20 protein-coding genes are annotated in these 21,271 nt (G+C 73.0%); 14 read left to right on the forward strand and 6 right to left on the reverse strand.

All coding sequences use genetic code 11. From position 1 onward, the window contains the following. Positions 1–19: 19 nt before the first annotated feature. Together AB0399_RS21105 and AB0399_RS21110 are read right to left on the reverse strand one after the other, a co-directional pair. A complete protein-coding gene (locus tag AB0399_RS21105; RefSeq protein ID WP_366412370.1) occupies positions 20–1,390 on the reverse strand; it encodes an alpha-2,8-polysialyltransferase family protein in 1,371 nt (456 codons plus the stop codon). Next, complete coding sequence (locus tag AB0399_RS21110; RefSeq protein WP_366412371.1) at positions 1,390–2,427, reverse strand: glycosyltransferase family 2 protein; 1,038 nt, start codon at positions 2,425–2,427, stop codon at positions 1,390–1,392. The genes AB0399_RS21105 and AB0399_RS21110 overlap by 1 nt, the downstream gene beginning before the upstream one ends. Positions 2,428–2,612: 185 nt before the next feature. On the opposite strand from AB0399_RS21110, the gene AB0399_RS21115 reads away from it, so the two are divergent. From AB0399_RS21115 to AB0399_RS21135, 5 genes are all read left to right on the forward strand, one after another. Beyond that, entirely contained in the window at positions 2,613–3,920 is a 1,308-nt protein-coding gene (locus tag AB0399_RS21115; RefSeq protein WP_329365567.1) for a DUF6716 putative glycosyltransferase, read from the forward strand. A 226-nt stretch (positions 3,921–4,146) separates the two neighbouring features. Next, positions 4,147–5,478: an acylneuraminate cytidylyltransferase gene (locus AB0399_RS21120; protein ID WP_366412372.1), complete on the forward strand. Its 1,332-nt coding sequence runs from the start codon at positions 4,147–4,149 to the stop codon at positions 5,476–5,478. 151 nt (positions 5,479–5,629) lie between these two features. Then, positions 5,630–6,562, forward strand: a complete 933-nt coding sequence (locus AB0399_RS21125) for an N-acetylneuraminate synthase family protein (protein WP_328468362.1) — start codon at positions 5,630–5,632, stop codon at positions 6,560–6,562. 92 nt (positions 6,563–6,654) lie between these two features. Then, positions 6,655–7,713 (forward strand): hypothetical protein, encoded by a 1,059-nt coding sequence (locus AB0399_RS21130; RefSeq protein ID WP_366412373.1) that lies wholly within the window; start codon positions 6,655–6,657, stop codon positions 7,711–7,713. Positions 7,714–8,136: 423 nt separating this feature from the next. Continuing rightward, entirely contained in the window at positions 8,137–9,600 is a 1,464-nt protein-coding gene (locus AB0399_RS21135; RefSeq protein ID WP_366412374.1) for a glycosyltransferase, read from the forward strand. A gap of 61 nt (positions 9,601–9,661) precedes the next feature. On the opposite strand, the gene AB0399_RS21140 is transcribed toward AB0399_RS21135, so the two are convergent. Further along, on the reverse strand, positions 9,662–10,531 hold the full coding sequence (locus AB0399_RS21140; protein ID WP_366412375.1) for a DUF3152 domain-containing protein: 870 nt from the start codon (positions 10,529–10,531) through the stop codon (positions 9,662–9,664). Between the two features lie 277 nt (positions 10,532–10,808). Between AB0399_RS21140 and AB0399_RS21145 the strand changes: the two genes are divergently transcribed. Genes AB0399_RS21145 through AB0399_RS21155 form a run of 3 tightly spaced genes read left to right on the forward strand, consistent with a single transcriptional unit; the run spans position 10,809 to position 13,595 of the window. Further along, positions 10,809–11,489, forward strand: coding sequence for a response regulator transcription factor (locus AB0399_RS21145; protein WP_366412376.1), 681 nt, complete (start codon positions 10,809–10,811; stop codon positions 11,487–11,489). A gap of 16 nt (positions 11,490–11,505) precedes the next feature. Next, positions 11,506–13,002 (forward strand): HAMP domain-containing sensor histidine kinase, encoded by a 1,497-nt coding sequence (locus tag AB0399_RS21150; protein WP_366412377.1) that lies wholly within the window; start codon positions 11,506–11,508, stop codon positions 13,000–13,002. Next, entirely contained in the window at positions 12,999–13,595 is a 597-nt protein-coding gene (locus tag AB0399_RS21155; RefSeq protein ID WP_366412378.1) for a hypothetical protein, read from the forward strand. The genes AB0399_RS21150 and AB0399_RS21155 overlap by 4 nt, the downstream gene beginning before the upstream one ends. Before the next feature lie 19 nt (positions 13,596–13,614). Here the strand turns inward: AB0399_RS21155 and AB0399_RS21160 are convergent, their stop codons facing one another. From AB0399_RS21160 to AB0399_RS21170, 3 genes are all read right to left on the reverse strand, one after another. Then, on the reverse strand, positions 13,615–13,866 hold the full coding sequence (locus tag AB0399_RS21160) for an NUDIX domain-containing protein (RefSeq protein ID WP_366412379.1): 252 nt from the start codon (positions 13,864–13,866) through the stop codon (positions 13,615–13,617). Positions 13,867–13,932: 66 nt separating this feature from the next. Next, the gene (locus AB0399_RS21165) at positions 13,933–14,106 is read right to left on the reverse strand and encodes a hypothetical protein (protein WP_366412380.1); all 174 of its coding nucleotides are present in this window, start codon (positions 14,104–14,106) and stop codon (positions 13,933–13,935) included. Next, positions 14,103–14,387 (reverse strand): hypothetical protein, encoded by a 285-nt coding sequence (locus AB0399_RS21170; RefSeq protein ID WP_366412381.1) that lies wholly within the window; start codon positions 14,385–14,387, stop codon positions 14,103–14,105. Before AB0399_RS21170 ends, AB0399_RS21165 begins: the two co-directional genes overlap by 4 nt. A gap of 366 nt (positions 14,388–14,753) precedes the next feature. On the opposite strand from AB0399_RS21170, the gene AB0399_RS21175 reads away from it, so the two are divergent. The 6 genes from AB0399_RS21175 to AB0399_RS21200 all read left to right on the forward strand — a co-directional run bounded on the left by AB0399_RS21175 (position 14,754) and on the right by AB0399_RS21200 (position 21,001). After that, positions 14,754–16,010: a helix-turn-helix transcriptional regulator gene (locus AB0399_RS21175; RefSeq protein WP_366412382.1), complete on the forward strand. Its 1,257-nt coding sequence runs from the start codon at positions 14,754–14,756 to the stop codon at positions 16,008–16,010. Between the two features lie 19 nt (positions 16,011–16,029). Next, positions 16,030–16,398: a hypothetical protein gene (locus tag AB0399_RS21180; RefSeq protein ID WP_366412383.1), complete on the forward strand. Its 369-nt coding sequence runs from the start codon at positions 16,030–16,032 to the stop codon at positions 16,396–16,398. A 73-nt stretch (positions 16,399–16,471) separates the two neighbouring features. Continuing rightward, positions 16,472–16,990: a MarR family transcriptional regulator gene (locus tag AB0399_RS21185; RefSeq protein ID WP_366412384.1), complete on the forward strand. Its 519-nt coding sequence runs from the start codon at positions 16,472–16,474 to the stop codon at positions 16,988–16,990. Continuing rightward, positions 16,981–18,228, forward strand: a complete 1,248-nt coding sequence (locus tag AB0399_RS21190; protein WP_329365549.1) for an MFS transporter — start codon at positions 16,981–16,983, stop codon at positions 18,226–18,228. The genes AB0399_RS21185 and AB0399_RS21190 overlap by 10 nt, the downstream gene beginning before the upstream one ends. Positions 18,229–18,663: 435 nt before the next feature. Continuing rightward, the gene (locus AB0399_RS21195; RefSeq protein WP_329374001.1) at positions 18,664–19,818 is read left to right on the forward strand and encodes a M20 family metallopeptidase; all 1,155 of its coding nucleotides are present in this window, start codon (positions 18,664–18,666) and stop codon (positions 19,816–19,818) included. A gap of 154 nt (positions 19,819–19,972) precedes the next feature. Continuing rightward, entirely contained in the window at positions 19,973–21,001 is a 1,029-nt protein-coding gene (locus AB0399_RS21200) for a BMP family ABC transporter substrate-binding protein (RefSeq protein ID WP_328468381.1), read from the forward strand. Positions 21,002–21,271: the final 270 nt, after the last annotated feature.

The raw sequence follows: 21,271 nt of genomic DNA on the forward strand, positions 1-21,271 counted from the left end.
GAGATCATCCGGCCACCGCCTACCCGAGCGCGGCCTTCTTCAGTGCGCGGGCGCCGCGGGCCACCTGGCGGACGGCGCGCACCCGCGGCACCAGCGAGCGCCGGGCCGGGAGCGCGCCGGGCAGGCCGAGCGAGGTCAGCCGGCGGCGCTTGAAGTACGGCGCGACCCCGGAGCCGAGGTGGTCCTCGAGCCACGCCACGGCATCCGCCCGCAGGTGCGGGTACGCCTCGGCCTGCATGCAGTAGCCGACGGCGTGCAGCAGCGGGGTGAGCTCGGTGGCCACCTGCCGCGGCGAGGGCGGGGTCCAGCCGCGTACCGCGTCCGGGTCGGACACCTCGGGGAGCAGCGCGTGCACGAGGGTCACCGGCACCCGGTTGCTGTTCTGGTACGGCGAGAGCCGGTCGAGCAGCAGCTTGGTGCCGCTGCGGGCGACCGGGATGCCGTACAGCGCGGACGCGGTCAGCAGCGCGGTGGAGAAGCAGCCGGCCACCAGGGCGGGGCGGGCCCGCTGGTAGACCACCTCGGCGAGCACCGGGGAGTCCAGCACGGTCAGTTCGGCGCCGAGCTTGCGCGCCTCCTCCCGCAGCGGCTCCAGCCAGTGCGAGGGCGCGGTCGGGTGCGGCTTGAAGACGAGCCGGCGGTGGCCGAGGGCGACCGCGCCGCGCACCAGGGACAGGTGCAGCTTCTCCTCCTCCTCGACGCTGAGGATGCCCAGCGCCGAGAGGTACTGGCCGAGCAACAGGGCCGCGTCGCGCGGCAGTTCGTCCACCGGGTCCGGGCCGATGCCGTGTCCGCGGGTGGCTTCGGCCACCTCGGCGAGCACCTTCGTGAACTCCGAGCTCGGCACCACCCGCGAGGGCACGCCGAACTCGCTGAGCAGCAAGGGCTCCAGGCCCGGCACCAGGTCGAGGTGGAGCAGCGCGTCGATCCGGGTGTCCACCAGCAGCCCGAGCTTGTTGCGGGTCGGGCCGTACGACATCAGGCCGTCGGCGTAGACGGTGATCGGGGCGCCGGTGAAGACCTGTGCGAAGGAGAGCGCGGGCGCGACCTGGATGGACTCCACGACCAGGTCGAGGTCGTCGTCGCCGAGCTGCCACAGCTGCCGGAAGTACCGGTCCCACATGGGGACTTCGTCGGTGCGCGGGGCCCAGCCGCCGGGGTGCATCGGGCGGATCGCGTCGTTCCAGGACACCACCCGGTCGAAGCGGGTGCGCAGCGGCTCGAAGCCGGGCGCCCGGTCCGGGGCGTCGTGGGTCTCGGGTACGGCCGCGTTGTTGCTGACCACGAGGATGCGGCGGTCGGCGGGCGGCACGGAGCCGGCGTCGATCGCGGCGGCGAGGGTGGCGATCCCGTACAGGGTCGAGGCGAGGAGGAGCTGGGTGCGGGCCATCACGCGACCGCCGATCCGCTGGTCGCGTTGTCGCGTACGTCGGCGTCGCTGTCCGTGGCGGGGCCGGAGTGGTCGGCTCTGGCCGCGGTCCGCCCGCGCAACCGGCGGACCCGGGCGCTGCGTTCGGCGTCCATCGAGTCCAGCGCGTCGGCGAGCAGGTCTGCGGGCAGCCGGCCGAGCGCGGCGGCGGAGAGCGTCTTCAACTGCCGGGCCAGCGCGGGCTCGAACCGGTCGATGTTGTCGAGGTGGTGGGCGATGATCGCGCAGTAGGTGCGGATCGCCTTGGGCAGGAACCGTTCCTCGTCGGGGTCTCCGGCGAGTTCGGCTATCACCTGGTCGAAGGAGCGGACGAAGTCCAGCTGCCGCTCGTCGCCGATCTGGGTGAGCGAGGTGTTCACCCCGCGCCGGTAGTGCACGCCCAGCAGGCCCACCACCGCGCAGGACCTGGCCTCCCGGTGCAGCCGCCAGATCCACGGCCGGTCCTCGGCGGTGCGCAGGTGCGCGGGCATGTGCACCAGGCCCTGCTCGACGATCCGGCGGTGGTAGGCGCCGGCCCAGGAGTAGGGGTAGTCCACGAGGGTCGGGCGGTCGGCGGGCAGGATCGCGGCGCGCGGGTCGATCCGGGCGTTGCGGCGGCCGTGCGGGGCGCGGATCACGTTGCGGCTGGACCCGGTGCACTGCACGTGGTCGGTGCGCAGGAAGTCCACGTCCAACTCGTCCATGGCGCGCACCAGTTGCGGCAGGTAGCCGGGGGCGAGCCAGTCGTCGCCGTCCATGAAGGTCAGATACTCGCCCCGGGCCTCGTCGATGCCCGCGTTGCGCAGTGCCGCGACACCGGTGTGGTCGCGGCGGATGATCCGGGCGCCCGGCAGCGAGCCGGCGCCCTCTTCGAGGAGTTGCGGAGTCCGGTCGGTCGACCCGTCGTCCATCAACAGGAACTCGAAGTCGTGCCGGGCGTTGGCACGCAGACTCCGCAGCGCATCGGGGACGAATGGCTGCACATTGAAAAACGGCACGATGACGGAGAGCTTGACCACCCGATTACCTTAAGCCGCCGTTCGGCTCGGTACTTTGCCGATTGCGTACTTCCAGGTAAACGGAATATGGCGAGCAGGTGATTCACTCGCGACGGATGACCACTCGCAAAGTAGCGGCATTCTGTTTACCTGCCGTTGGCCTTCGATTAGCCCATTCCACCCACCCGCTTCCTACTGTCTGCGATGTGCCAGAACGTACGTCAGGGCCCTTGCGGGTCACGGTGATCGCCGATTCGGACACCCGCTGGAAGTGGGGTGCGCTGACCGCGCGCCGGATCGCCCCGGATGCGCGGCTCGACGCCCGCCTCCTGCGCGGCCGTGCCACGCCCACTCCGCGCCAGCTCGCCGAACTCGGAATTCCTGCCGACTCGATGACCGAGCAGACCGCCGCGGAGATCCTCGCCGAGACCAGCGCCGACAACTGCGATGTGCTCGTCATCTCCTGCGTGGGCGGCACCATCCAGTGCTTCCTGCACGGCTTCGACCGCGCCTGGCGCGGCCACCCGCGCCGCCCGGTGGTGGTCACCGGCTACGTCGGCGTGGTCTACGAGAAGCTCGCCGACGGCCTGCTGCTGCGGGCCGGCGCCGACGTGGTGCTCGCCAACAGCACCGACGACGCGCTGCGGTTCCGTTCCGTGTACGAAGGGGTCGGCTTCCCGACCGGCGCGATCGTGGAGACGGCGCTGCCGTTCCTCGACGGCGCACCGTACCGGCCCGACGGCAGCCGGCCGTTCACCGTCACCTTCGCCGTGCAGCCGTCCGCGCCCGCCGAGCGCCCCGAGCGGCTGTACCTGCTGCGCCGGGCGGTCGAGCACGCCCGCCGGCACCCCGAGCGCGAGGTGCTGGTGAAGCTGCGCAGCATGCCCGGCGAGCAGACCACGCACATCGAGGAGCACCCCTACCAGCACCTGATGGAGTCGCTGGAGCCGCCGGCGAACGTCTCGCTGGTCTACGGCGCGATGGGCGAGGTGCTGGACCGCACCGACCTGCTGGTCACGGTCAGCTCCACCGCCGCGCTGGAGTCGCTGCACCGCGGCATACCCACCGCCATCCTCACCGACCTGGGCATCCGCGAGCCGCTCGGCAACCACCACTTCCTCGGCTCGGGCTGCCTCGCCTCCTGGGACCAGCTCGACGACGGCGAACTGCCCAAGCCCGACCCCGAATGGACCGCCGCGCACGGCGTGGCCACCGGCGACCCGTACGCCGACCTGCGGGCCCGCGTCCAGGGCCTGGTCGCCGCCGGCCGGCTGCCGAGGCTGACGCCGTACTACACGCTGCGCACCGCCCCCGGCTACCTGCCGGGCATCCTCGCCCGGCAGGGCCTGGACCCCGAGGGGCTGCCCGCCGTGCGCGCCGCAACCGCCGGCGGAGCCGGCAGCAACCGGGTGCGCAAGGCCGCCCGCCGGGTGCTGCGCAAGTCCGCGCGCACCGCCTACCGCCAGGGCGTGCAGCGCGTCGCCCCGGCCATCCGCCGCTGGGGCCAGCTGTGAGCCGGCCAGCGGTGGGCCGGCCCCGCACCGCGATGCCGACGCCCGCGATCCCCGCTGGACGGCGGCCTGCTGGACGGCGGCCCGCTGGACGGCGGACCGCGGGACCGGTGCGGAGCGGCGGCCGCCCGGCCGCCGGCGCGCCCCTCGACCCCCGCACCGCACGCGCCCTCGCGGCGCACCATGCCGCGACCGCGGCCCGTATGACCCCCACGACAGGAGCCGCACGATGACCCAGACCATCACGCCGGCGGGGGAGCCACCCCGCGCCCCGGCAGGCGACGCCCGGGTCCTGGCCGTCATCCCCGCCCGCGGCGGCTCGAAGGGCGTGCCGGGCAAGAACGTGGCGACGGTCGGCGGAGTGCCGCTGGTGGCCCGGGCGGTACGCGCCTGCACCGCCGCCCGCCGGATCAGCGCGATCCTGGTCTCCACCGACGACCCGGCGATCGCCGAGGTGGCCCGGGCGGCCGGCGCCGAGGTGGTGCTGCGGCCGGCCGCGATCGCCGGCGACACCGCGACCAGCGAGGCCGCCGTGCTGCACGCCATGGACGCGTACGAGGCGATGAGCGGCGCCGCCGCCGACGTGGTGCTGCTCGTCCAGTGCACCAGCCCGTTCATCACCGGCGACGAACTCGACGGCGTGATCGAGGCGATCGCCGACGGCGGCGCCGACACCGCCCACACCGTCGCCCCCTTCCACGGCTTCGTCTGGCGGGCGGACGGGGCGGACGTGCCGGACCCGGCCGCGGGCGCGAACGCGGGCGCCGGCATAGCCGCGGGAACCGGCACAGCGACCGCCGGCGCCGGTTCCGGCACCGGCGCGGACTTCCGCGGCAACGGCGTCGGCGTCAACCACGACAAGGCCACCCGCCCGCGCCGCCAGGACCGCCCGCAGGACCTGCTGGAGACCGGCGCCGCCTACGGCATGCGCGCCGACGGCTTCCGCGCCGCCGGCCACCGCTTCTTCGGCCGCACCAGCCTGGTGTGGACCGACCCGGCCCGGGTGCTGGAGATCGACGAGCCCGCCGACCTGGACCGGGCCCGGGCGCTCGCCCCGGTGCTCGACGCCGGCGCCACCACCCCGCGCCGCGACGACGTGGACGCGGTCGTACTCGACTTCGACGGCACCCAGACCGACGACCGGGTGCTGATCGACTCCGACGGCCACGAGGCGGTCACGGTGCACCGGGGCGACGGCCTCGGTATCGCCGCGCTGCGCCGCGCGGGCGTGCCCGTACTGATCCTGTCCACCGAGACCAACCCCGTCGTGGCCGCCCGCGCCCGCAAGCTCCAGGTGCCGGTGCTGCACGGCATCGACCGCAAGGACCTCGCGCTCAAGCAGTGGTGCGAGGAGCAGGGCATCGCCCCCGAGCGGGTCCTGTACGCGGGCAACGACGTCAACGACCTGCCGTGCTTCAGCCTCGTCGGCTGGCCCGTCGCCGTGGCCGGCGCGCACGACGTGGTGCGTGCCGCGGCCCGCGCGGTGACCAGCACGCAGGGCGGGTACGGCGCGATCCGCGAGATCGCCGCCTGGCTGCTCGGCCCCACGCTCGCCCGCTGAGCCCGCCACCTCGCCTGGCCCGCCAACCCGCTTGCCCCGCCAACCCGCTTGCCCCGCAACGGACTTGTCCCCTTTCTCGTCCGCCTTCTCGTCCCCGGGCCGTCCGGCCCGTGCCACCCCCCTGTCCCAACCCCGTAGTGAAGGAACAGCCGTGACCACCTCCCTCCCCGCCAACCTCCGCGCCGTCGGCTCCCGCCACATCGGCAACGGCCAGCCCGTGTACGTCACCGGCGAGATCGGCATCAACCACAACGGCGACCTGGAGAACGCGTTCGCCCTGATCGACGCGGCCGTGGCCGCGGGCTGCGACGCGGTCAAGTTCCAGAAGCGCACCCCGGAGATCTGCACCCCGCGCGACCAGTGGGAGATCGAGCGCGACACCCCCTGGGGCCGGATGACCTACATCGACTACCGGCACCGGGTCGAGTTCGACGAGGACGGCTACCGCGCGATCGACGAGTACTGCCGCAAGCGGGGCATCGACTGGTTCGCCTCCCCGTGGGACGTGCCGTCCGTGGAGTTCCTGGAGAAGTTCAACGTGCCGGTGCACAAGGTCGCTTCGGCCTGCCTCACCGACGACGAGCTGCTCCAGGCGCTGCGCGCCACCGGCCGTACCGTGGTGCTGTCCACCGGCATGTCGACGCCGAAGCAGATCCGGCACGCGGTGGAGGTGCTCGGCAGCGACAACATCGTGCTGTGCCACGCCACTTCGACCTACCCGGCGAAGCACGAAGAGCTCAACCTGCGCATGATCAACACCCTCCAGTCCGAGTTCCCGAACGTCCCGGTCGGCTACTCCGGCCACGAGGTCGGCCTGCAGACCACGCTCGCCGCGGTCGCGCTCGGCGCGGTCTTCGTGGAGCGGCACATCACCCTCGACCGCGCCATGTGGGGCTCGGACCAGGCCGCGTCCGTCGAGACCCAGGGCCTGGAGCGCCTGGTCCGCGACATCCGCATCATCGAGACCTCGCTGGGCGACGGCGTCAAGAAGGTCTACGACGGTGAGCTGGGCCCGATGAAGAAGCTGCGCCGAGTGCCCGGTGTGGTGGCCGAGTCCGAGCAGTCGGTCGACGCCACGGTCTGAACGGTCCGCTGCCCCGCGCCCCCGGGTTCGCCGAGGGGCGCGGGGCGGAGTTGACGGCGGGATCGTGCACCCGCCCACCGAAAGGAACCCTCATGGCCGACCGGCCCGCCCCACCGGGTGCCGTCGCGCTCGTCGAGTCGCCCGTGCAGCTGCTCAACGTGCTGGAGTGGGGCCACGTCCGCCCGCCCGCCGCACCCGGTGAGCGCGCGGAACCCCTCACCGTCGTGGTGCTCTCGCCCGCCGACCCCACCAGCCGGGGCCAGTTGAAGCGGATGGCCGAACTCGCCCGGGACGAGGGTGCGTTGGTGCGGTGGTACGAAGCGCGGGGCGGCCGCGGCGGCTTGCTGCGCACCGCGTGCGCGCTCGCGCCGATGCTGCTGCGGGTGCGGCGGCTGGTGATCGGCGACCCGTTCTCCCGGCTGGTCCAGGTGCTGCTGCCGCTGTGCCGGGCGAAGGACATCACGGTGGTCGACGACGGCACCGCGACCATGGAGTTCACCGAAATCCTGGCCCGCGGCGGGAAGTTGGTGCGCTGGCACCGCAGCGGGCGGCGCCGTTCCCCGGCGGACGTGGCCTTCGGCGTCTTCGCGCGCACCGCGCGGCGCCGGCTCACCCCCGGCCGACGGCACCGGATCGAGCTGTTCAGCGCGATGCCGGCCACGCCGCCGCCCGGGATGGCGGTGCGGGCCAACCGGTTCGCCTGGACCCGGGGGCGGTTCGGGCCGCCGCGGACGCTGGCTGGTACCGACCTGATCGGCACGTCGCTGGTCGAGACCGGTGTGGTCGATCCCGAGCGGTACCTCGCGGTGGTGCGCGGGCTGGCCGAACGGCACGGTGCCAGGCGGTACTTCGCGCATCGGCGGGAGGCGCCGGCCAAGTTGCATCGGCTCGCCGCGGAGACGGGGCTGGAGATCGTGCGGCCGGACCTGCCGCTCGAACTGGTCGCTCGGCGCGGGCCGATCGGGCGGTCCGTGCTGTCCTTTCCTTCGACGGTCGTCCACACGTTGCCGCTGGCGCTGGCCGGAACCGGGGTGACGATCACCGTCTGCGACATCGATCAGGAATGGCTCACCACGGCGGCTTCGCCCCGCGCCCACACCTTCCTGTCCGACATCACGGACAAAGCCCGCACCCTCCACAACCTGACGTGACCGGGGCGCCCCGACCCGCCCGGGGTGGTGTGCCCTGTCGGTTCGGGGACCACCTGCCGGTGGGTGGCCGCGCGCGGTTCTCCCCCCCCAGAGCTTCGCCTGGGTGGGAGCCCCCCGGCGGAGCCAGGGGGAGTGCCCCCACGCGCCCCCGGGTTGGTGGCCCTCTTTTCGTGGAGGGAGCCGCACACATCCAGGGCCGCGGGGAACGCCCCCAGAGGGGGTACCCCCAGCGACCAGCCACAGCGGACCGCGAGGTCCCGGCACTCGCAGGACAGGGCAGCCCGGAGGGGACCCCATCCACCGGCTGGTGGTCCCTGAACCGACAGGACGGGGAAACCCGGGGGGTCGCGTTCGTTCACTTGGAGGGGGTCGGATACGGGAATGGCGGAGCCCTCAGCCCGGCCGACGCTGCGCGTGGCAATCGTGACGGATGGTGTGTTGGACGGTGACTCCCGAGCCATGCGCGTGGCGGCGGCAGCCGACTCCGCGGGGTACGGCGTCACGCTGATCGGAGCGGGCCCGGCGACCGCGGCCCCGCGGGGCGTGGCCGTACGCGAGGTGACCGTCGGCTCCCCGCTCGGCGGCTACCGTGAGCGCCGCCCGCGCCCGGGCCTGCGCTGGCCGCTGGCCTACCGCGGCGCGGAGTCGTACGAGCGCCGCACCGCCCTGCTCGCCGCACACCGCTCCCTGCACGCCACCCGCGCCGCCGAACTGGACGTGGTGCACCGCCCGTTGCCGCTGCAAGCGTTCGCCAGGGCCGGCCACGGCCTGACCGCGGTGCGACTGGCGGTACGGGCCGGGTGGACCGGACTGCGGGCCGCGCAGCACCGCGCCGCGGTGGAGCGCCGCCGTACCCCGGACGCACGGCTCGACGACCTCGTCGCCGAACTCGCCCGCCTGCTGCGCGGACGGCGGGCGTGGCGGCGGCTGGACCCGGGCCTGCTGGACCAGGAGATCGGCTACGGGCCGGTGCTCGACGAGGTCCGCCCGCACCTGATCCACGCGCTCGGGCACCGCGCGCTGGCCCTGGCGATCCGGGCCGCGCTGCGCGCGGAGGGCGCCGGGCACCGGATCGAGGTGGTGTGGGACGCGCCGCCGCGTATCCCCGCCGCCACCCGCCGGGCCGCCGTCACCGACGACGCGCTGCTGCGCTCGTACGCCCGCGAGGCCGACGGCGTGGTCACCGTCGGCGACCGCCTCGCCGGCGAACTGCTGGTGCGCCACGGCCTGTCCACGCTGCCCACGGTGGTCCGCAACACCCCGCCGCTGGCCCGGATCGCCGACCGCCGCGACTCCGGCGTACGCGCCCGCTGCCGGCTCGGCCCCGAGGTGCCGCTGCTGGTGCACGCCGGTCCGGTCACCCCCGACCGCGGCCCGTTCACCGTCGTCGAGGCACTGCCCAAGCTCTACGACCTGCACGCCGCGTTCGTGGTGCCCGACCCGGACCACCCGCACCTGGCGGAGTTGCGGGACCGCGCCGCCCAACTCGGCGTGCACGCCCGCCTGCACGTGGTGCCGTACGTCCCGGTGCCGGAGGTCCCCGCGTTCCTGTCCTCGGCCGACATCGGGGTGCTGCCGGTGCACCAACTCCCGCATCATCAGACGGTTCTGGCCACCCGCTACTACGAATACGCGCACGCCCGGCTGCCGGTGGTCGTCTCCGACGTGCGGGCGATGGCCGCGGCCACCCTCGAAGTCGGCAACGGCGAGGTCTTCCGGGCCCGCGACACCGCCGACTTCGTGCGCGCGGTCGGGGCGGTGCTCACCAACCCGCGCCGCTACCGCAAGGCGTACGACCGGGTGGAGGTGCTGCGCCAGTGGTCCTGGCAGACCGAGTCGGCGCCGCTGCTCGACCTGTACGCCCGGCTGCTCGGCCCGTTGCGCTGACCGGTGGCGCGGGGGGTTGCGTTGACGGGTGGGCGGCTCCTCCAGGCTTGCCCCGGCGTTCTCAGGCGACCGGCGGGCCCTGGATGTAGTGGCCGTTCGTGTCGTACGGCCAGGCGTTGGCCTTGCAGCCGTGCAGGCCGTCGATCTGCTGCATCATCACGGGGGCGAGTTTGCCGGGGCCGGGGCAGCCCTCGTGGCCGTGGCCGATGCGGTGGCCGACCTCGTGGTTGATGATCAGGGCCCGGTAGTCGTGGATCGGGCCGCTGAACTCGGGCGAGCCGAGGAGCCAGCGCTTGAGGTTGACCACGACGGTCGCGCCGACGTCGCAGTTGACCTCGCCGTGGGTGTGCAGGCCGGCGGCGCCGCAGATCTTGTCCACCGTGTCGGGGGTGGCGATCTTGATGACGAAGTCGGCGGGGCCGGAGGAGACGAGCTGGAAGCCGTCGTGGCCGTCGTCGGTCCAGCCGCGCGAGTCGGCGAGGATGCCCTGGATCTCCTTCGCCGCGGCCGCGGAGGCCACGCCCGTACCGCCCTCGACCTGCACTTCGTAGCGGCGGATGTTGCCGTGCCCGGCCGCCTTCGCGGAGGCGTCGGCGGTGCTGAAGTCGCCCGAGCCGTGTTCCGGGACCGTGGGCGTACCGGGCTTGGCCGGGGAACTCACGGCGGGGGAACCCGCGGCGCGAGCGGCCTTCGACGGTGCGGGCTCGCCGGCGGCACCGCCCGTGGCCGCGCCGGTCGGGGCGCCGGTCGGGGCGCCGCCGGCGGTCGCCGAGGTACCCGCGTGGGCCTGCCCGCCCGAGCGCACCGTGACGAGAGTCACCCCGAGCAGCGCCAGGAAGATCAGCCCGAACAGCAGGTACGCCCCGCGGCCGAGGGACGTCCTCCCGCCGCCGTGCGCGCCGGCCCCCCGCTTCCGTGCCCTGCTTCCCATTCCCGGTCCTCTCCGATCGACGATGCCGCGGCGCGCGCCGGCGGTGCGAAGGGGGAGGGGGGCCTGGCAACCGCGCACCGTGCGTGCGGACTTCAGGCTCGCGGCCGTAGATGATGACGCTTGGCCCATTCGGTCACGAACGCGTCACGACCTGTCGGATGTCGCCTGCTGGGGGCGGTTGGCGGGTCCGCGATCCATGTGACCGTTCTGCAACAGTTGGCGCGCGAAGGGGGTCCGGCCGGGCCGCCCGCCGGAGGGCGTGCACATACTGATGCGCGTGTCCCGCGTCCTGCTGATCGAAGACGACCCCGCCGTGCGGCGGGGCCTGGAGTGGGCGCTGCGGCACCGCGGGCACACCGTCACGGCCGCGCCCACCGGCGAGGAGGGCCTGGCCCTGCTCCGCCCGCACCGGCCCGACGTGGTCGTGCTCGACCTGATGCTGCCCGGCATCCCCGGGCTCGACGTCTGCCGCCGGATACGCGAGAACGACCAGGTCCCGATCATCATCGTGACCGCCCGCGGCGACGACGTGGACGTGGTGGTCGGGCTGGAGGCGGGCGCCGACGACTACGTGGTCAAACCGGTGCGGGCCGGCGTGCTGGAGGCCCGGATACGCGCGGTGCTGCGCCGTACCGCCCCCGATGCGACCGGCAGCACCCGGCCGGTCCCGCGGACGTACGGCGACCTGGTCGTCGACCGCGCGGCCATGGTGGTCACGCACCGCGGCGAGCCGGTGCCGCTCGCCCCCTCCGAACTGCGCCTGCTGCTGGCCCTGTCGGCCTCGCCCGGCCAGGTGCTCAGCCGCCAGCAACTGCTGGAGCAGGTCTGGGAGCACACCTACCACGGGGACGTCCGGCTGGTGGACGCCTGCGTGAAGCGGCTGCGCGGCAAGCTCGGCGACAACCCCGGCTGCATCGAGACCGTACGCGGTTTCGGCTACCGCTTCCGCGCGGTGTGAGGGCGGCCGGACGCCCATGGTCAGGATGCCCGGCGCGGTACGCAGCCTGCGCTTCCGCCTCGTCGCCGGCTTCGGGCTGATCGCCGTGGTGAGCGCGCTCGGCACCGGCGCCCTGACCTTCCGCGAGGCCCGTACCGGGGTGCTCCAGCAGAGCCAGGACACCGTCGTCAACCAGTTCCGGGACAGCGTCGACGCGTTGACGCCCGGCATCCCGTCCCGGCCCCGACTGCCCGAACTGGCCTCGCTGGTGGACAACCTCGCCTCGACGCACCGCTCCCAGCACTGGCGGGTGCTGGCCACCTACGGCGACCTGCGGGCCCCGTCCCGGGCCGGCGACTCCTTCCCCGAACTGACCGCGTCGCTGCGCCAGTCGGTACGCACCCGCCAGGTGGCCGTCTTCCAGCGCGTGCACACCGGCGGCGGCTCCTCGCTCGTGGTCGGCCTGCCCGTCGTCTACGGCGCCGGCGACGGCACCCGGGTCGGGTCCGGGCTGGCGCTCTACCTCGTGGTGCCGCAGACCACCGAGCAGCGCTACGTCACCGCGCTGGTCAGGGCCGTCGAGCGCGCGGCGCTGCCCGCGCTGTGCCTGGCGGTCCTGCTGGCGCTGTTCGTCGCCCGCGGCGTGCTGCGCCCGGTCCGCGCGCTGCGCCAGGCGACCCGCAGGATGGCCGCCGGGCACCTCGACACCCGGCTCAGCGTCAACGGCTCCGACGAACTCGCGGACCTGTCCACGGCGTTCAACGAGACGGCGGTCGCGCTGGAGCGTTCGGTGTCGGAGCTGCGCCGGATGGAGGCCCAGGCCCGCCGGTTCGTCGCGGACGTCTCGCACGAACTGCGCACGCCGCTGGCCGCGATGTCGGCGGTGACCGACGCGCTGGACGAGGAGGCGCCGCGTCTGGAGCACGGCACCGCCGAGGCCGTCCAGCTCATCAGCGAGGAGACCGAGCGGCTGGTCCGGCTGGTGAACGACCTGATGGAGGTCTCCCGGTTCGACGCCGGCGCGGCCGAACTCCACCTCGACGAGATCGACCTGGCCGAGTCGGTGCGGCGCACGCTGGCCGCGCGCGGCTGGCAGGACCAGGTGGTGCTACGGCTGCCCGCGCCCGGGGAGTTGCGGATGCCGGTCGACCCGCGGCGCTTCGACGTGGTGGTGGCCAACCTCGCCGGCAACGCGCTGCGGCACGGCGCCGCCCCGGTCACGGTGTCGCTGGAGAAGGGCTCTCCCGGGCCGGACGGTCGGGGCGGCGGGTGGGTGCGGCTGGTCGTGGCCGACCGCGGGCCCGGGATCGCGCCGGAGGCGCTGCCGCACGTCTTCGACCGCTTCTACAAGGCGAGTTCGGCGCGGACCCGGAGCGAGAGCAGCGGACTCGGGCTGGCGATCACCGCGGAGAACGTGCGGCTGCACGGGGGCCGTATCCGCGCCGACAACGCGCCCGGGGGCGGCGCCGTCTTCACGGTGGACCTGCCGGGACCGCGGGACGGGTCCGCCGCGCGCCCCGGGCGGGACGCGTGAACGGGCGCCGCGCGGGCGCGGTGACCGCGCTCGGGGCCGCGGCGGCCGTACTGCTCGCCGGCTGCGGGGTGCCCACCACCGGCGTCGTCGACGTGGGGGAGCCGGCGAACGGGCTCGCCACGGCGCCGGCCGCACGCTCCGAGGCGGTCGCCTTCTTCCTGGACGGCGGGCGGCTCCAGGCGGCCGGGCGCAACGTGTCGGGCGAGTCCGATCCGGTGACCGCGGCGGTGGACCTCCTCTTCGCCGGCCCCGCCGCGGTGGGGCGGCCCGACCTCACGACACGGCTGCCCCAGCCGCCGGTCACCGCCGACGTGCGGACGGAGGGCCGTACGGTCACGGTCCGGCTGCCCGCCGGCGTGCGGCGACTCGACCCGCTCGCGATGCGGCAACTGGCGTGCACCGTCGTGGTGGCCTTCCCCGCGGCCCTGTCGCTACCCGCATGGCCCCCGCCCTCGGGCGAAGCCGCACCTCAGCCCACCACGGCACCCGTCCGGGTCGAGGTGACCACCCCCGGCTGGCACCTCGCACAGACCGCCCCCACCTGCCCCCCACCCTCCCTCCCCTTCGCCACCTCCACCAAGCCCCCTTCGTAGCCCTGTCGCCCTCTGAGGTTCAGCCGCGCGCGACGGCCTCGTACGGATGGACCCGCGCGGACGAGGACAGTACGAGCGCGAAGGAGCCGAGCGACCGCCGTACCGTCGCGGCCACGCCGGGCTCCTCACGCAGCTCACGCCGCGCCCACTCCTCGGGGCTCTCGCCGGGTTCCCTTCGCCCCGCGGGCAGGAAGAGGCAGTCCCCGCCGTGCTCGAGAAGGCGGGCACTGAGCACGGCCACCAGGTCCTCCGCGTCGCGTGCGACGACCACCGAGGCGTCCCGGGTCGGCCCGGGAGGCGGGCCGGCGGCGCGGGACGTTCGGGCCCGTGCTCGACATCAGCGGGATTCCAGGTGCCACGGATCGGTGACCTCGTAGGTGTGGCCGCCGGGGTGGCCGGCGAAGGCGCAGCAGATCTCGTCCGTCGTCCGCGCAAGGCAGTCCGGCCGCGTGCTGATCTCGGCCGGGTGCCGCGCGTCGTTCCACGTGGTCCAGACCGAGCCGCTGCTCATGCCGGGAGTTCCCGTACGAGGGCCTGGTGGTCGCCGCTGCTGTGGGCCTGGAGGATGCAACGCAGGTCCCGGTCGACGTCGGTCGGGTCGGTGCCTTCGGTCGGCGGCAGGGCAAGTGCGGCGTCGCACAGCGCTGGGGGCAGGACGGGACACAGCAGCATGGAGCACGACCACCGTTGGGGCTGCTCGCCACTCGATCTCGGCAGGGCTGCGTGGCGCACCGCATTGGTCGCCAACTCCGACACGACCGTCAGCGCGTCGAACGCGACCTCCTCCGCCACGCCCCAACGTGCCAGCGTCTGCCGCGTGTGATCACGCGCGAGTTGTATCGAGGCAGGTTCGCACGTCAGATCCAGCCTGCTGCAGAAGCCGGTGTCGTGTGACATCGTCCACACCTCCTGGTCGGGCGCAGTGCGGCCTTCCGCCGACATCAATCACCCACCGGACACAAAGGGCTACCGACCGAACACGGTGGCGGTACGGTGGTTCATCGGCTGGACGGCAAGTTCCCGTCGGACGCCGCGGTACCGAAGGCAACCTGAGCCGGAGCTACGGGAACGGAGCAGACAGGGCACAGCTGTGACGCACAGTTGGTGCACCGGCCGCGCTGACCAGGGACTGTTCAGCGCGGACAACTGGGGGAAGGTATGGCGGCACGAAGGCAGTTGGCGAGACGCCGTAAAGCCCTCGGCTACAGTCAGGAAAGCCTTGTGGAGGCCCTCCGCGCGGATCGAGCAACGGTCGGGCGGTGGGAGCGCGGTGAAACCGATCCTCATCCCTACCTGCGTCCACGCCTGGCCGAAGCCCTCCGGGTCAGCGTCACCGAACTGGACGTACTGCTGTCGGCGGAAGACGGATCAAGGGCGGAGAGCCCAGAGGCGACCATCCCGCCGGAAACTCCCAAGACGCGCCCGGAAGAGGGGGACACCGACGAGATGATCAGACGCGACTTCCTCAGTCTGATGAGCCTGACCGGTGCGCTCATCTCGCTGCCCACCAGTGACGTGGGGTACCGCGCTGACGAGGCCCCGGTTGATGCTCAGGCGGCAACTCCTCACCTCTGGCAGGTCTACGGCCTCGCGAAGGCGAAGCGAAGCGTGTATCCGCTGGTGCGCGACCACCTTTCGGATCTGGCGTACACACTGGGCCGCCCGCATCCTGAGTTCCGCCACCGGGCGATCTGCGCTGAGGCGGCCGACCTCTACCAACTCGCCGGCGAGATCTACTTCGACGGCAACCGGTACACGCAGGCCGCGGAGTGCTACGCGCTCGCCGCCGGCGCGAGCAAGGAGGCGCGAAACGCCGACCTGTGGGCAGCCGCACTCACCCGGCACGCTTTCATCGGCATTTGTGAACGGCGCTTCCGGCAGACCAAGCCCCTCCTCGATGCGGCCGGCCTGCTCGCCTGCAAGGGAGACAGCCAGCTGTCCACCCGTTACTGGGTGGCGGCGGTTCAGGCGCAGGTCCACGCCGGTCTCGGCGACCTGGACGCGTGCAACCGCGCACTGGAAACCGCCCGGGAGGTACACCACCTCAACGCACCTTGCCCTGGTGGCTGGCTACGGTTCGACGGCTCCCGCCTGGACGAGGAACGCGGCAGTTGCTACGTAACGCTGGGGCGCCTGGACCTTGCCGAGACCGCCCTCAACGACGCACTCAGCCGCAAGCTCACGATGCGCCGTCGGGGGAGCGTACTCACGGACCTCGCGGAGATCGGCGCCCGGCGCCGGGACGTCGACTGCCTGCTCTCGTACGGAACCGCGGCCGTCGAGTTGGCCGAACGGACCTCGTCCGGGTACATCGGCAGGAAGTTGGAAGGGCTTCGTGGGCACCTCGCACCCTTCCTGACCGACAAGAGGGTCTTCGGCTTCGATGAACGCATCTCGTCACTGTCCGCCGCATGAGCGCGCAGGAGGAATCACGATGACCGAGCAGAGCCGGGCCTTTCGGGCAGCCTGGATCAAGGGCGTGACCACGCACTATCCGGGTGAACCGAAGGCGGGGTATGTCGCGCCGTGGGAGGAGATGCCCGACTGGGAGCGGGACGCGGCGGCCTCGGTGTACGGGCAGGTGGAGGACCTTCTGAAGGTCAGCGCGGGCGGCGCCGCCAAGCTGGGCCGGGAGCAGAAGGGGCGGTTCGTGTCGCTGTGCTGGATCGCCCAGATCCACCTGCACTTCCCCGATCCGAAGCCGTCCTACGTGGCGGACTGGGACGACCAGCCGGCCTGGCAGCGGGAGACCAACTCCGACATCTTCGAAGCGATCGAGCGGGCCGTCGGGATCGGGGCCTGACGCGGCACGGAGGCTGAGGTGCGCCCCGTAAATGTTTTGACGGTGCTTATATAAGTGCTGTTACATCGTGGGTATGGCGAGCAGAGAACCGGCGACCGGCCCCGCGGCGTACGACCCCTCCGAGGAGAGCGTGTGGCGGCCGCTGCGGCTGCTGCTCGGCGCGATGGACGACGACATCGCCCGCGTCTACGCCGACGCCGCGCTCGACGGCATCCGGCCCACCCATGTGATGGAACTGCTGCGGCTGCACGCCCGCGGCCCGATGACCATCACCGAGCTGGCCGCCTCCGTGCACCTGACCCACTCCGCGGTCAGCCAGAAGGTCGCCGCGCTGCGCAAGGCCGGGATGGTCCGTACGGTGCCCGGGGCGGACGCCCGCACCAAACGGGTCGCCCTCACCGCGAAGTCCCGCCGCATCATGCCCCGGCTGGCCGCGGAGTGGCAGGCCACCGAACAGGCCCTGGTCGAGCTGGAAGCCGAACTGCCGTACCCGCTCAGCCGGGTGGTGGCTGACATCGGGCAAGCCCTGGAGCGCCGCAGCTTCCACGACCGGATCACCGCACTGCTCGCGCGGGACCCGGCATGGCAGTGAGGCACCTGCTGGTCGACACCACCCCGCTGCGCGTCTCCCCGGCGTTCCGGCGGCTGTGGACCGGCCGCGCGCTGTCCGGCTTCGGCGGGCAGATGACGCTCGTCGCCGTCATGTACCAGGTGTGGCAGTCGACCGGCAGCACCGTGTGGACCGGCGCCGTCGGCCTGGCCCAGGCGATCCCGGTGGTCGCCCTCGGCCTGCCGGCCGGCGCGGTCGCGGACCGGGTGGACCGGCGCCGGCTCTGCCTGGTGATGGCCGTCGGCCAGGCAGCCTGCTCGGTGCTGCTCGCCGTCCAGGGGCTCGGCGGGCGCTTCCCGGCGGCCGCCGTGCTCGGCCTGGTCGCCGTGCAGTCGTCGTTCGGCGCGTTCTCCGGACCCGCGTCCGGCACGTTCCTGCCCCGGCTGCTCCCGAAGGAGTCGCTCGCCGCCGGACTCGCCCTGAACCGGGTCGCGTTCCAGGGGCAGATGCTCCTCGGCCCCGCGCTCGGCGGCCTGGTGATCGGCGCCTGGGGCGTCGGCGGCTGCTACCTGGTCGACGCGCTCTCCTTCACCGCCGGCCTCTACGGCCTGATCGGGCTGCCCGCGATGCTCCCCGGCGACGAACCGGCCCGGCCCGGACTGCGCGGTGTCGCCGACGGCCTGGCCTTCCTCGCCCGCACCCCGGCGGTGCGCGGCGCCCTGCTCACCGACCTGGCCGCCACCGTGCTGTCCATGCCGATCAGCCTCTTCCCGCTGGTCAACGCCGAACGCTTCGGCGGCAACCCGCGCACCCTCGGGCTGTTCCTCACCGCGGTCGCGGTCGGCGGGATCGGCGCCTCCGTGCTGTCCGGGTCCTTCACCCGGCTACCGCGCCCCGGCCTGGTGATGCTCTGCGGGTCGGCGCTGTGGGGCGTCGCGCTGACGCTCTTCGGCCTGTCGACGCGGCCATGGGTGGGGCTGGCCTGCCTGGTGGTGGCCGGCGCCGCCGACACGGTCGCGGTGGTCTCGCGCGGCACCATCGTGCGGCTGCACACCCCGAGCGCGCTGCTCGGCCGGGTCGGCGCGGCCGAACAGATCGTCGGCCAGGCCGGCCCGGACCTCGGCAACATGCGCGGCGGCCTGGTCGCGCACGCCTGGTCGGGTACGGCGGCGCTGGTCAGCGGCGGCGTCCTGTGCGTGGCCGCGGTCGCGATGGTCGCCGCGCGCACCCCGGGCCTGCGCCTGGCCCCCACCCACCCGGTCGACGCCCCTACGACCTGACCCCCGCCGGCACCCGGCCGCCCCGAGCCCGGCGCCACCCCGGAGACGTGCCCGGCCCGCGCCCGGACGCGCGCCCCGCCGTCCGGCCCCGTTCGCGCCCCCATCCCCGCCCCCGTTCCCGCCACATCGCTGTAACACCGGAGCCGTAAGGTGTGGGGCCGCACGTGTGAGGCGCCCTCAACGGTGCCGCGTTGCCTCGCGTCCACTCGTTCGTTGAGCGACTATGGATGTGTTCATGCCCGAACCCCAAAAGGGAGGGCATACCCCAGAGGATGACCAGGTATGCGCCGATCGGGCGACTCTTTCTCCTCCCAGCCGACACCGTCAAACATCATTTTTTCCCGATCACCCGATGAGGAGCAGGTCGTGGGGCATACCCTGAGCCGGGTGGAAGACTCACCCGCAGCGCCGTCCGGCGCGCATGCCGAGGCCGTACTGACCGATGCGCTGCGTGCCGAACTGATCGCTTTCCGCCGCGACCTGCACCGCCACCCCGAGCTCGGCCGGCAGGAGTTCCGTACCACCGAGCAGGTCAGAGCCCGCCTGGAGCGGGCCGGGCTGAGCCCGCGCGTGCTGCCGGCCGGCACCGGACTGGTCTGCGACATCGGCTCCGCCGACGACGGCCGGCCGCGGCTCGCGCTGCGCGCCGACCTCGACGCGCTGCCGGTGCCGGACACCAAGGCGGTCCCGTACCGCTCCACCGTCGAGGGCCGCGCACACGCCTGCGGGCACGACGCGCACACCACGATCGTGCTCGGCACCGGCCTGGTGCTCGCCGAACTCGACCGGCAGGGGCGGCTGCCGCGCCCGGTGCGGCTGGTCTTCCAGCCCGCCGAGGAGGTGATGCCCGGCGGCGCGCTCGACGCGATCAAGGCCGGCGTGCTCGACGGGGTGGAGCGCATCCTCGCGGTGCACTGCGACCCGAAGGTCGAGGTCGGCCGGATCGGGCTGCGGGTCGGCCCGATCACCTCGGCCGCGGACAAGCTGAAGCTGTCGCTGGACGGCCCCGGCGGCCACAGCGCGCGGCCGCACCTGACCACCGACCTGGTGATGGCCACCGCGAAGCTCGCCACCGAACTGCCGGCCGCGCTCGCCCGCCGGGTCGACCCGCGCTCGGGTCTGAGCATCGTGTGGGGCCGGATCGAGTCCGGGCACGCGGCGAACGTCATCCCGCAGCACGCCGAACTCGAAGGCACCGTCCGCTGCCTGGAGCTGGGCGCCTGGCACGACGCCCCCGACCTGGTGCACGAGGTGATCGACCAGGTCGCCGCGATGTACCGGGCCAAGTGCGAGATCACCTACCAGCGCGGGGTGCCGCCGGTGGTCAACGAGGCGACGTCGGTGGAACTGCTGCGCGACGCCATGGTGGGCCGGTTCGGCGCCCACAGCGTGGAGGACACCGAACAGAGCCTGGGCGGCGAGGACTTCTCCTGGTACCTGGAGCACGTGGACGGCGCGCTGGCCCGGCTCGGTGTGCGGCCGGTCGGCGACACCGCCAAACGTGATCTGCACCAGGGTGACTTCGACATCGACGAGGGCGCCATCGCGGTCGGCGTGGAACTGTTCACCGCCGCTGCGCTGCTGTCCTGACTGGCGGTGAAGCCCCGGCTACCGGGGCTTCACCTGGTCGAAATGCGTCGATCCGATAACGGGTCTTCATGCGGTCTTTACCTGGGATCTACGCGCGTTAAGCTCCGGCTTAGCCAGCGCCGGATGGGGCGCTTTCGAACTGAAGGGGACCCTCTTGCGCCGGGTATCCAAGATCGCTGCCGCGGGCGTGGTGTCCGCGGCCCTCGCGCTGACCGCCACCGCCTGCGGCAGCAGCTCCACCGACAGCGGCAGCAAGGACAAGGGCGTCGGCATGGCCTACGACGTCGGCGGTCGTGGCGACCACTCCTTCAACGACTCCGCGGCCCGTGGCATGGACAAGGCCACCAAGGAGTTCAAGCTCGGCGAGAAGGAGCAGACCGCCAGCCAGGACGAGACCGAGTCCGACCGCGAGGAGCGGCTGGACCAGCTCGCCGGGGCGGGCTACAACCCGGTGATCGCGGTCGGGTACACCTACGGCGACGCGGTCACCGCGATAGCCAAGAAGTACCCCGACACCACCTTCGCCATCGTCGACTCCGTGGTGGCCGCGAAGAACGTCGACAGCATGGTCTTCGCCACCGAGCAGAGCTCGTACCTCGCCGGGGTGGCCGCCGCGCTGAAGACCAAGACCAACAAGGTCGGCTTCATCGGCGGCGTGCACAACACCCTGATCGGCACCTTCCAGGCCGGCTTCGACCAGGGCGTCAAGGACACCAAGCCCTCGGTCCAGGTCACCGACCAGTACCTGTACGAGACCGACTCCAAGGGCTTCGCCGACCCGGCCGCCGCCACCGGCAAGGCCAAGGGCATGCTCGACAAGGGCAACGACGTCATCTACACCGCGGCCGGCCTGTCCGGCGACGGTTCGATCCAGACGATCGCCGGCAAGCCCGGCACCTGGGCGATCGGCGTCGACTCCGACCAGTACCAGGACCCGGCGCTGGCGAAGTACAACAAGCAGATCCTCACCTCGGCGGTGAAGAACGTCGACGTGGCCGTGTACGACCTGATCAAGTCGGTGCACGACGGCAAGCCGAAGACCGGCACCAACACCTACGACCTCGCCAACGGCGGTGTCTCGCTGTCCACTTCGGGTGGCTTCATCACCGACATCCAGGCGCAGCTCGACGCCGCCAAGCAGAAGATCGTCTCGGGGGCGATCAAGGTCAAGTCGACTCCGTGACCCACCCCGGGGTCACGCGGTGGCCCACCCGGGTCGCTCGCTGACCCGCTCCGGGTGAACCGGTAGTCCACGGCAGGACCGCAGCGCGGAGGCTCGGCAGGGGGGTTGCTCCGGCACCCCCTTGCCGGGCCTTCCTCTTGCCGTTCCCTTGCCGTCTCGTTGCCGTGGCTGCCCGCCTGCTGTGGATCTCTGCCGCAACGCGCGTAGATTCACCTCGGCGCGATACCTTCACCCCCACGTTCTGCCCGCCCGAGCTTTCCCCGAGGGGAG

The sequence above is a fragment of the Streptomyces sp. NPDC088194 genome (assembly GCF_040702025.1).
GTDB lineage: Bacteria > Actinomycetota > Actinomycetes > Streptomycetales > Streptomycetaceae > Actinacidiphila.

Coding starts and splice junctions, on each gene's coding strand:
- AB0399_RS21105 (WP_366412370.1), bottom strand. CDS start 1,390: ATGGCCCGCACCCAGCTCCTCCTCGCCTCGACCCTGTACGGGATCGCC.
- AB0399_RS21120 (WP_366412372.1), top strand. CDS start 4,147: ATGACCCAGACCATCACGCCGGCGGGGGAGCCACCCCGCGCCCCGGCA.
- AB0399_RS21130 (WP_366412373.1), top strand. CDS start 6,655: ATGGCCGACCGGCCCGCCCCACCGGGTGCCGTCGCGCTCGTCGAGTCG.
- AB0399_RS21140 (WP_366412375.1), bottom strand. CDS start 10,531: ATGGGAAGCAGGGCACGGAAGCGGGGGGCCGGCGCGCACGGCGGCGGG.
- AB0399_RS21150 (WP_366412377.1), top strand. CDS start 11,506: ATGGTCAGGATGCCCGGCGCGGTACGCAGCCTGCGCTTCCGCCTCGTC.
- AB0399_RS21165 (WP_366412380.1), bottom strand. CDS start 14,106: ATGAGCAGCGGCTCGGTCTGGACCACGTGGAACGACGCGCGGCACCCG.
- AB0399_RS21175 (WP_366412382.1), top strand. CDS start 14,754: ATGGCGGCACGAAGGCAGTTGGCGAGACGCCGTAAAGCCCTCGGCTAC.
- AB0399_RS21180 (WP_366412383.1), top strand. CDS start 16,030: ATGACCGAGCAGAGCCGGGCCTTTCGGGCAGCCTGGATCAAGGGCGTG.
- AB0399_RS21185 (WP_366412384.1), top strand. CDS start 16,472: ATGGCGAGCAGAGAACCGGCGACCGGCCCCGCGGCGTACGACCCCTCC.
- AB0399_RS21190 (WP_329365549.1), top strand. CDS start 16,981: ATGGCAGTGAGGCACCTGCTGGTCGACACCACCCCGCTGCGCGTCTCC.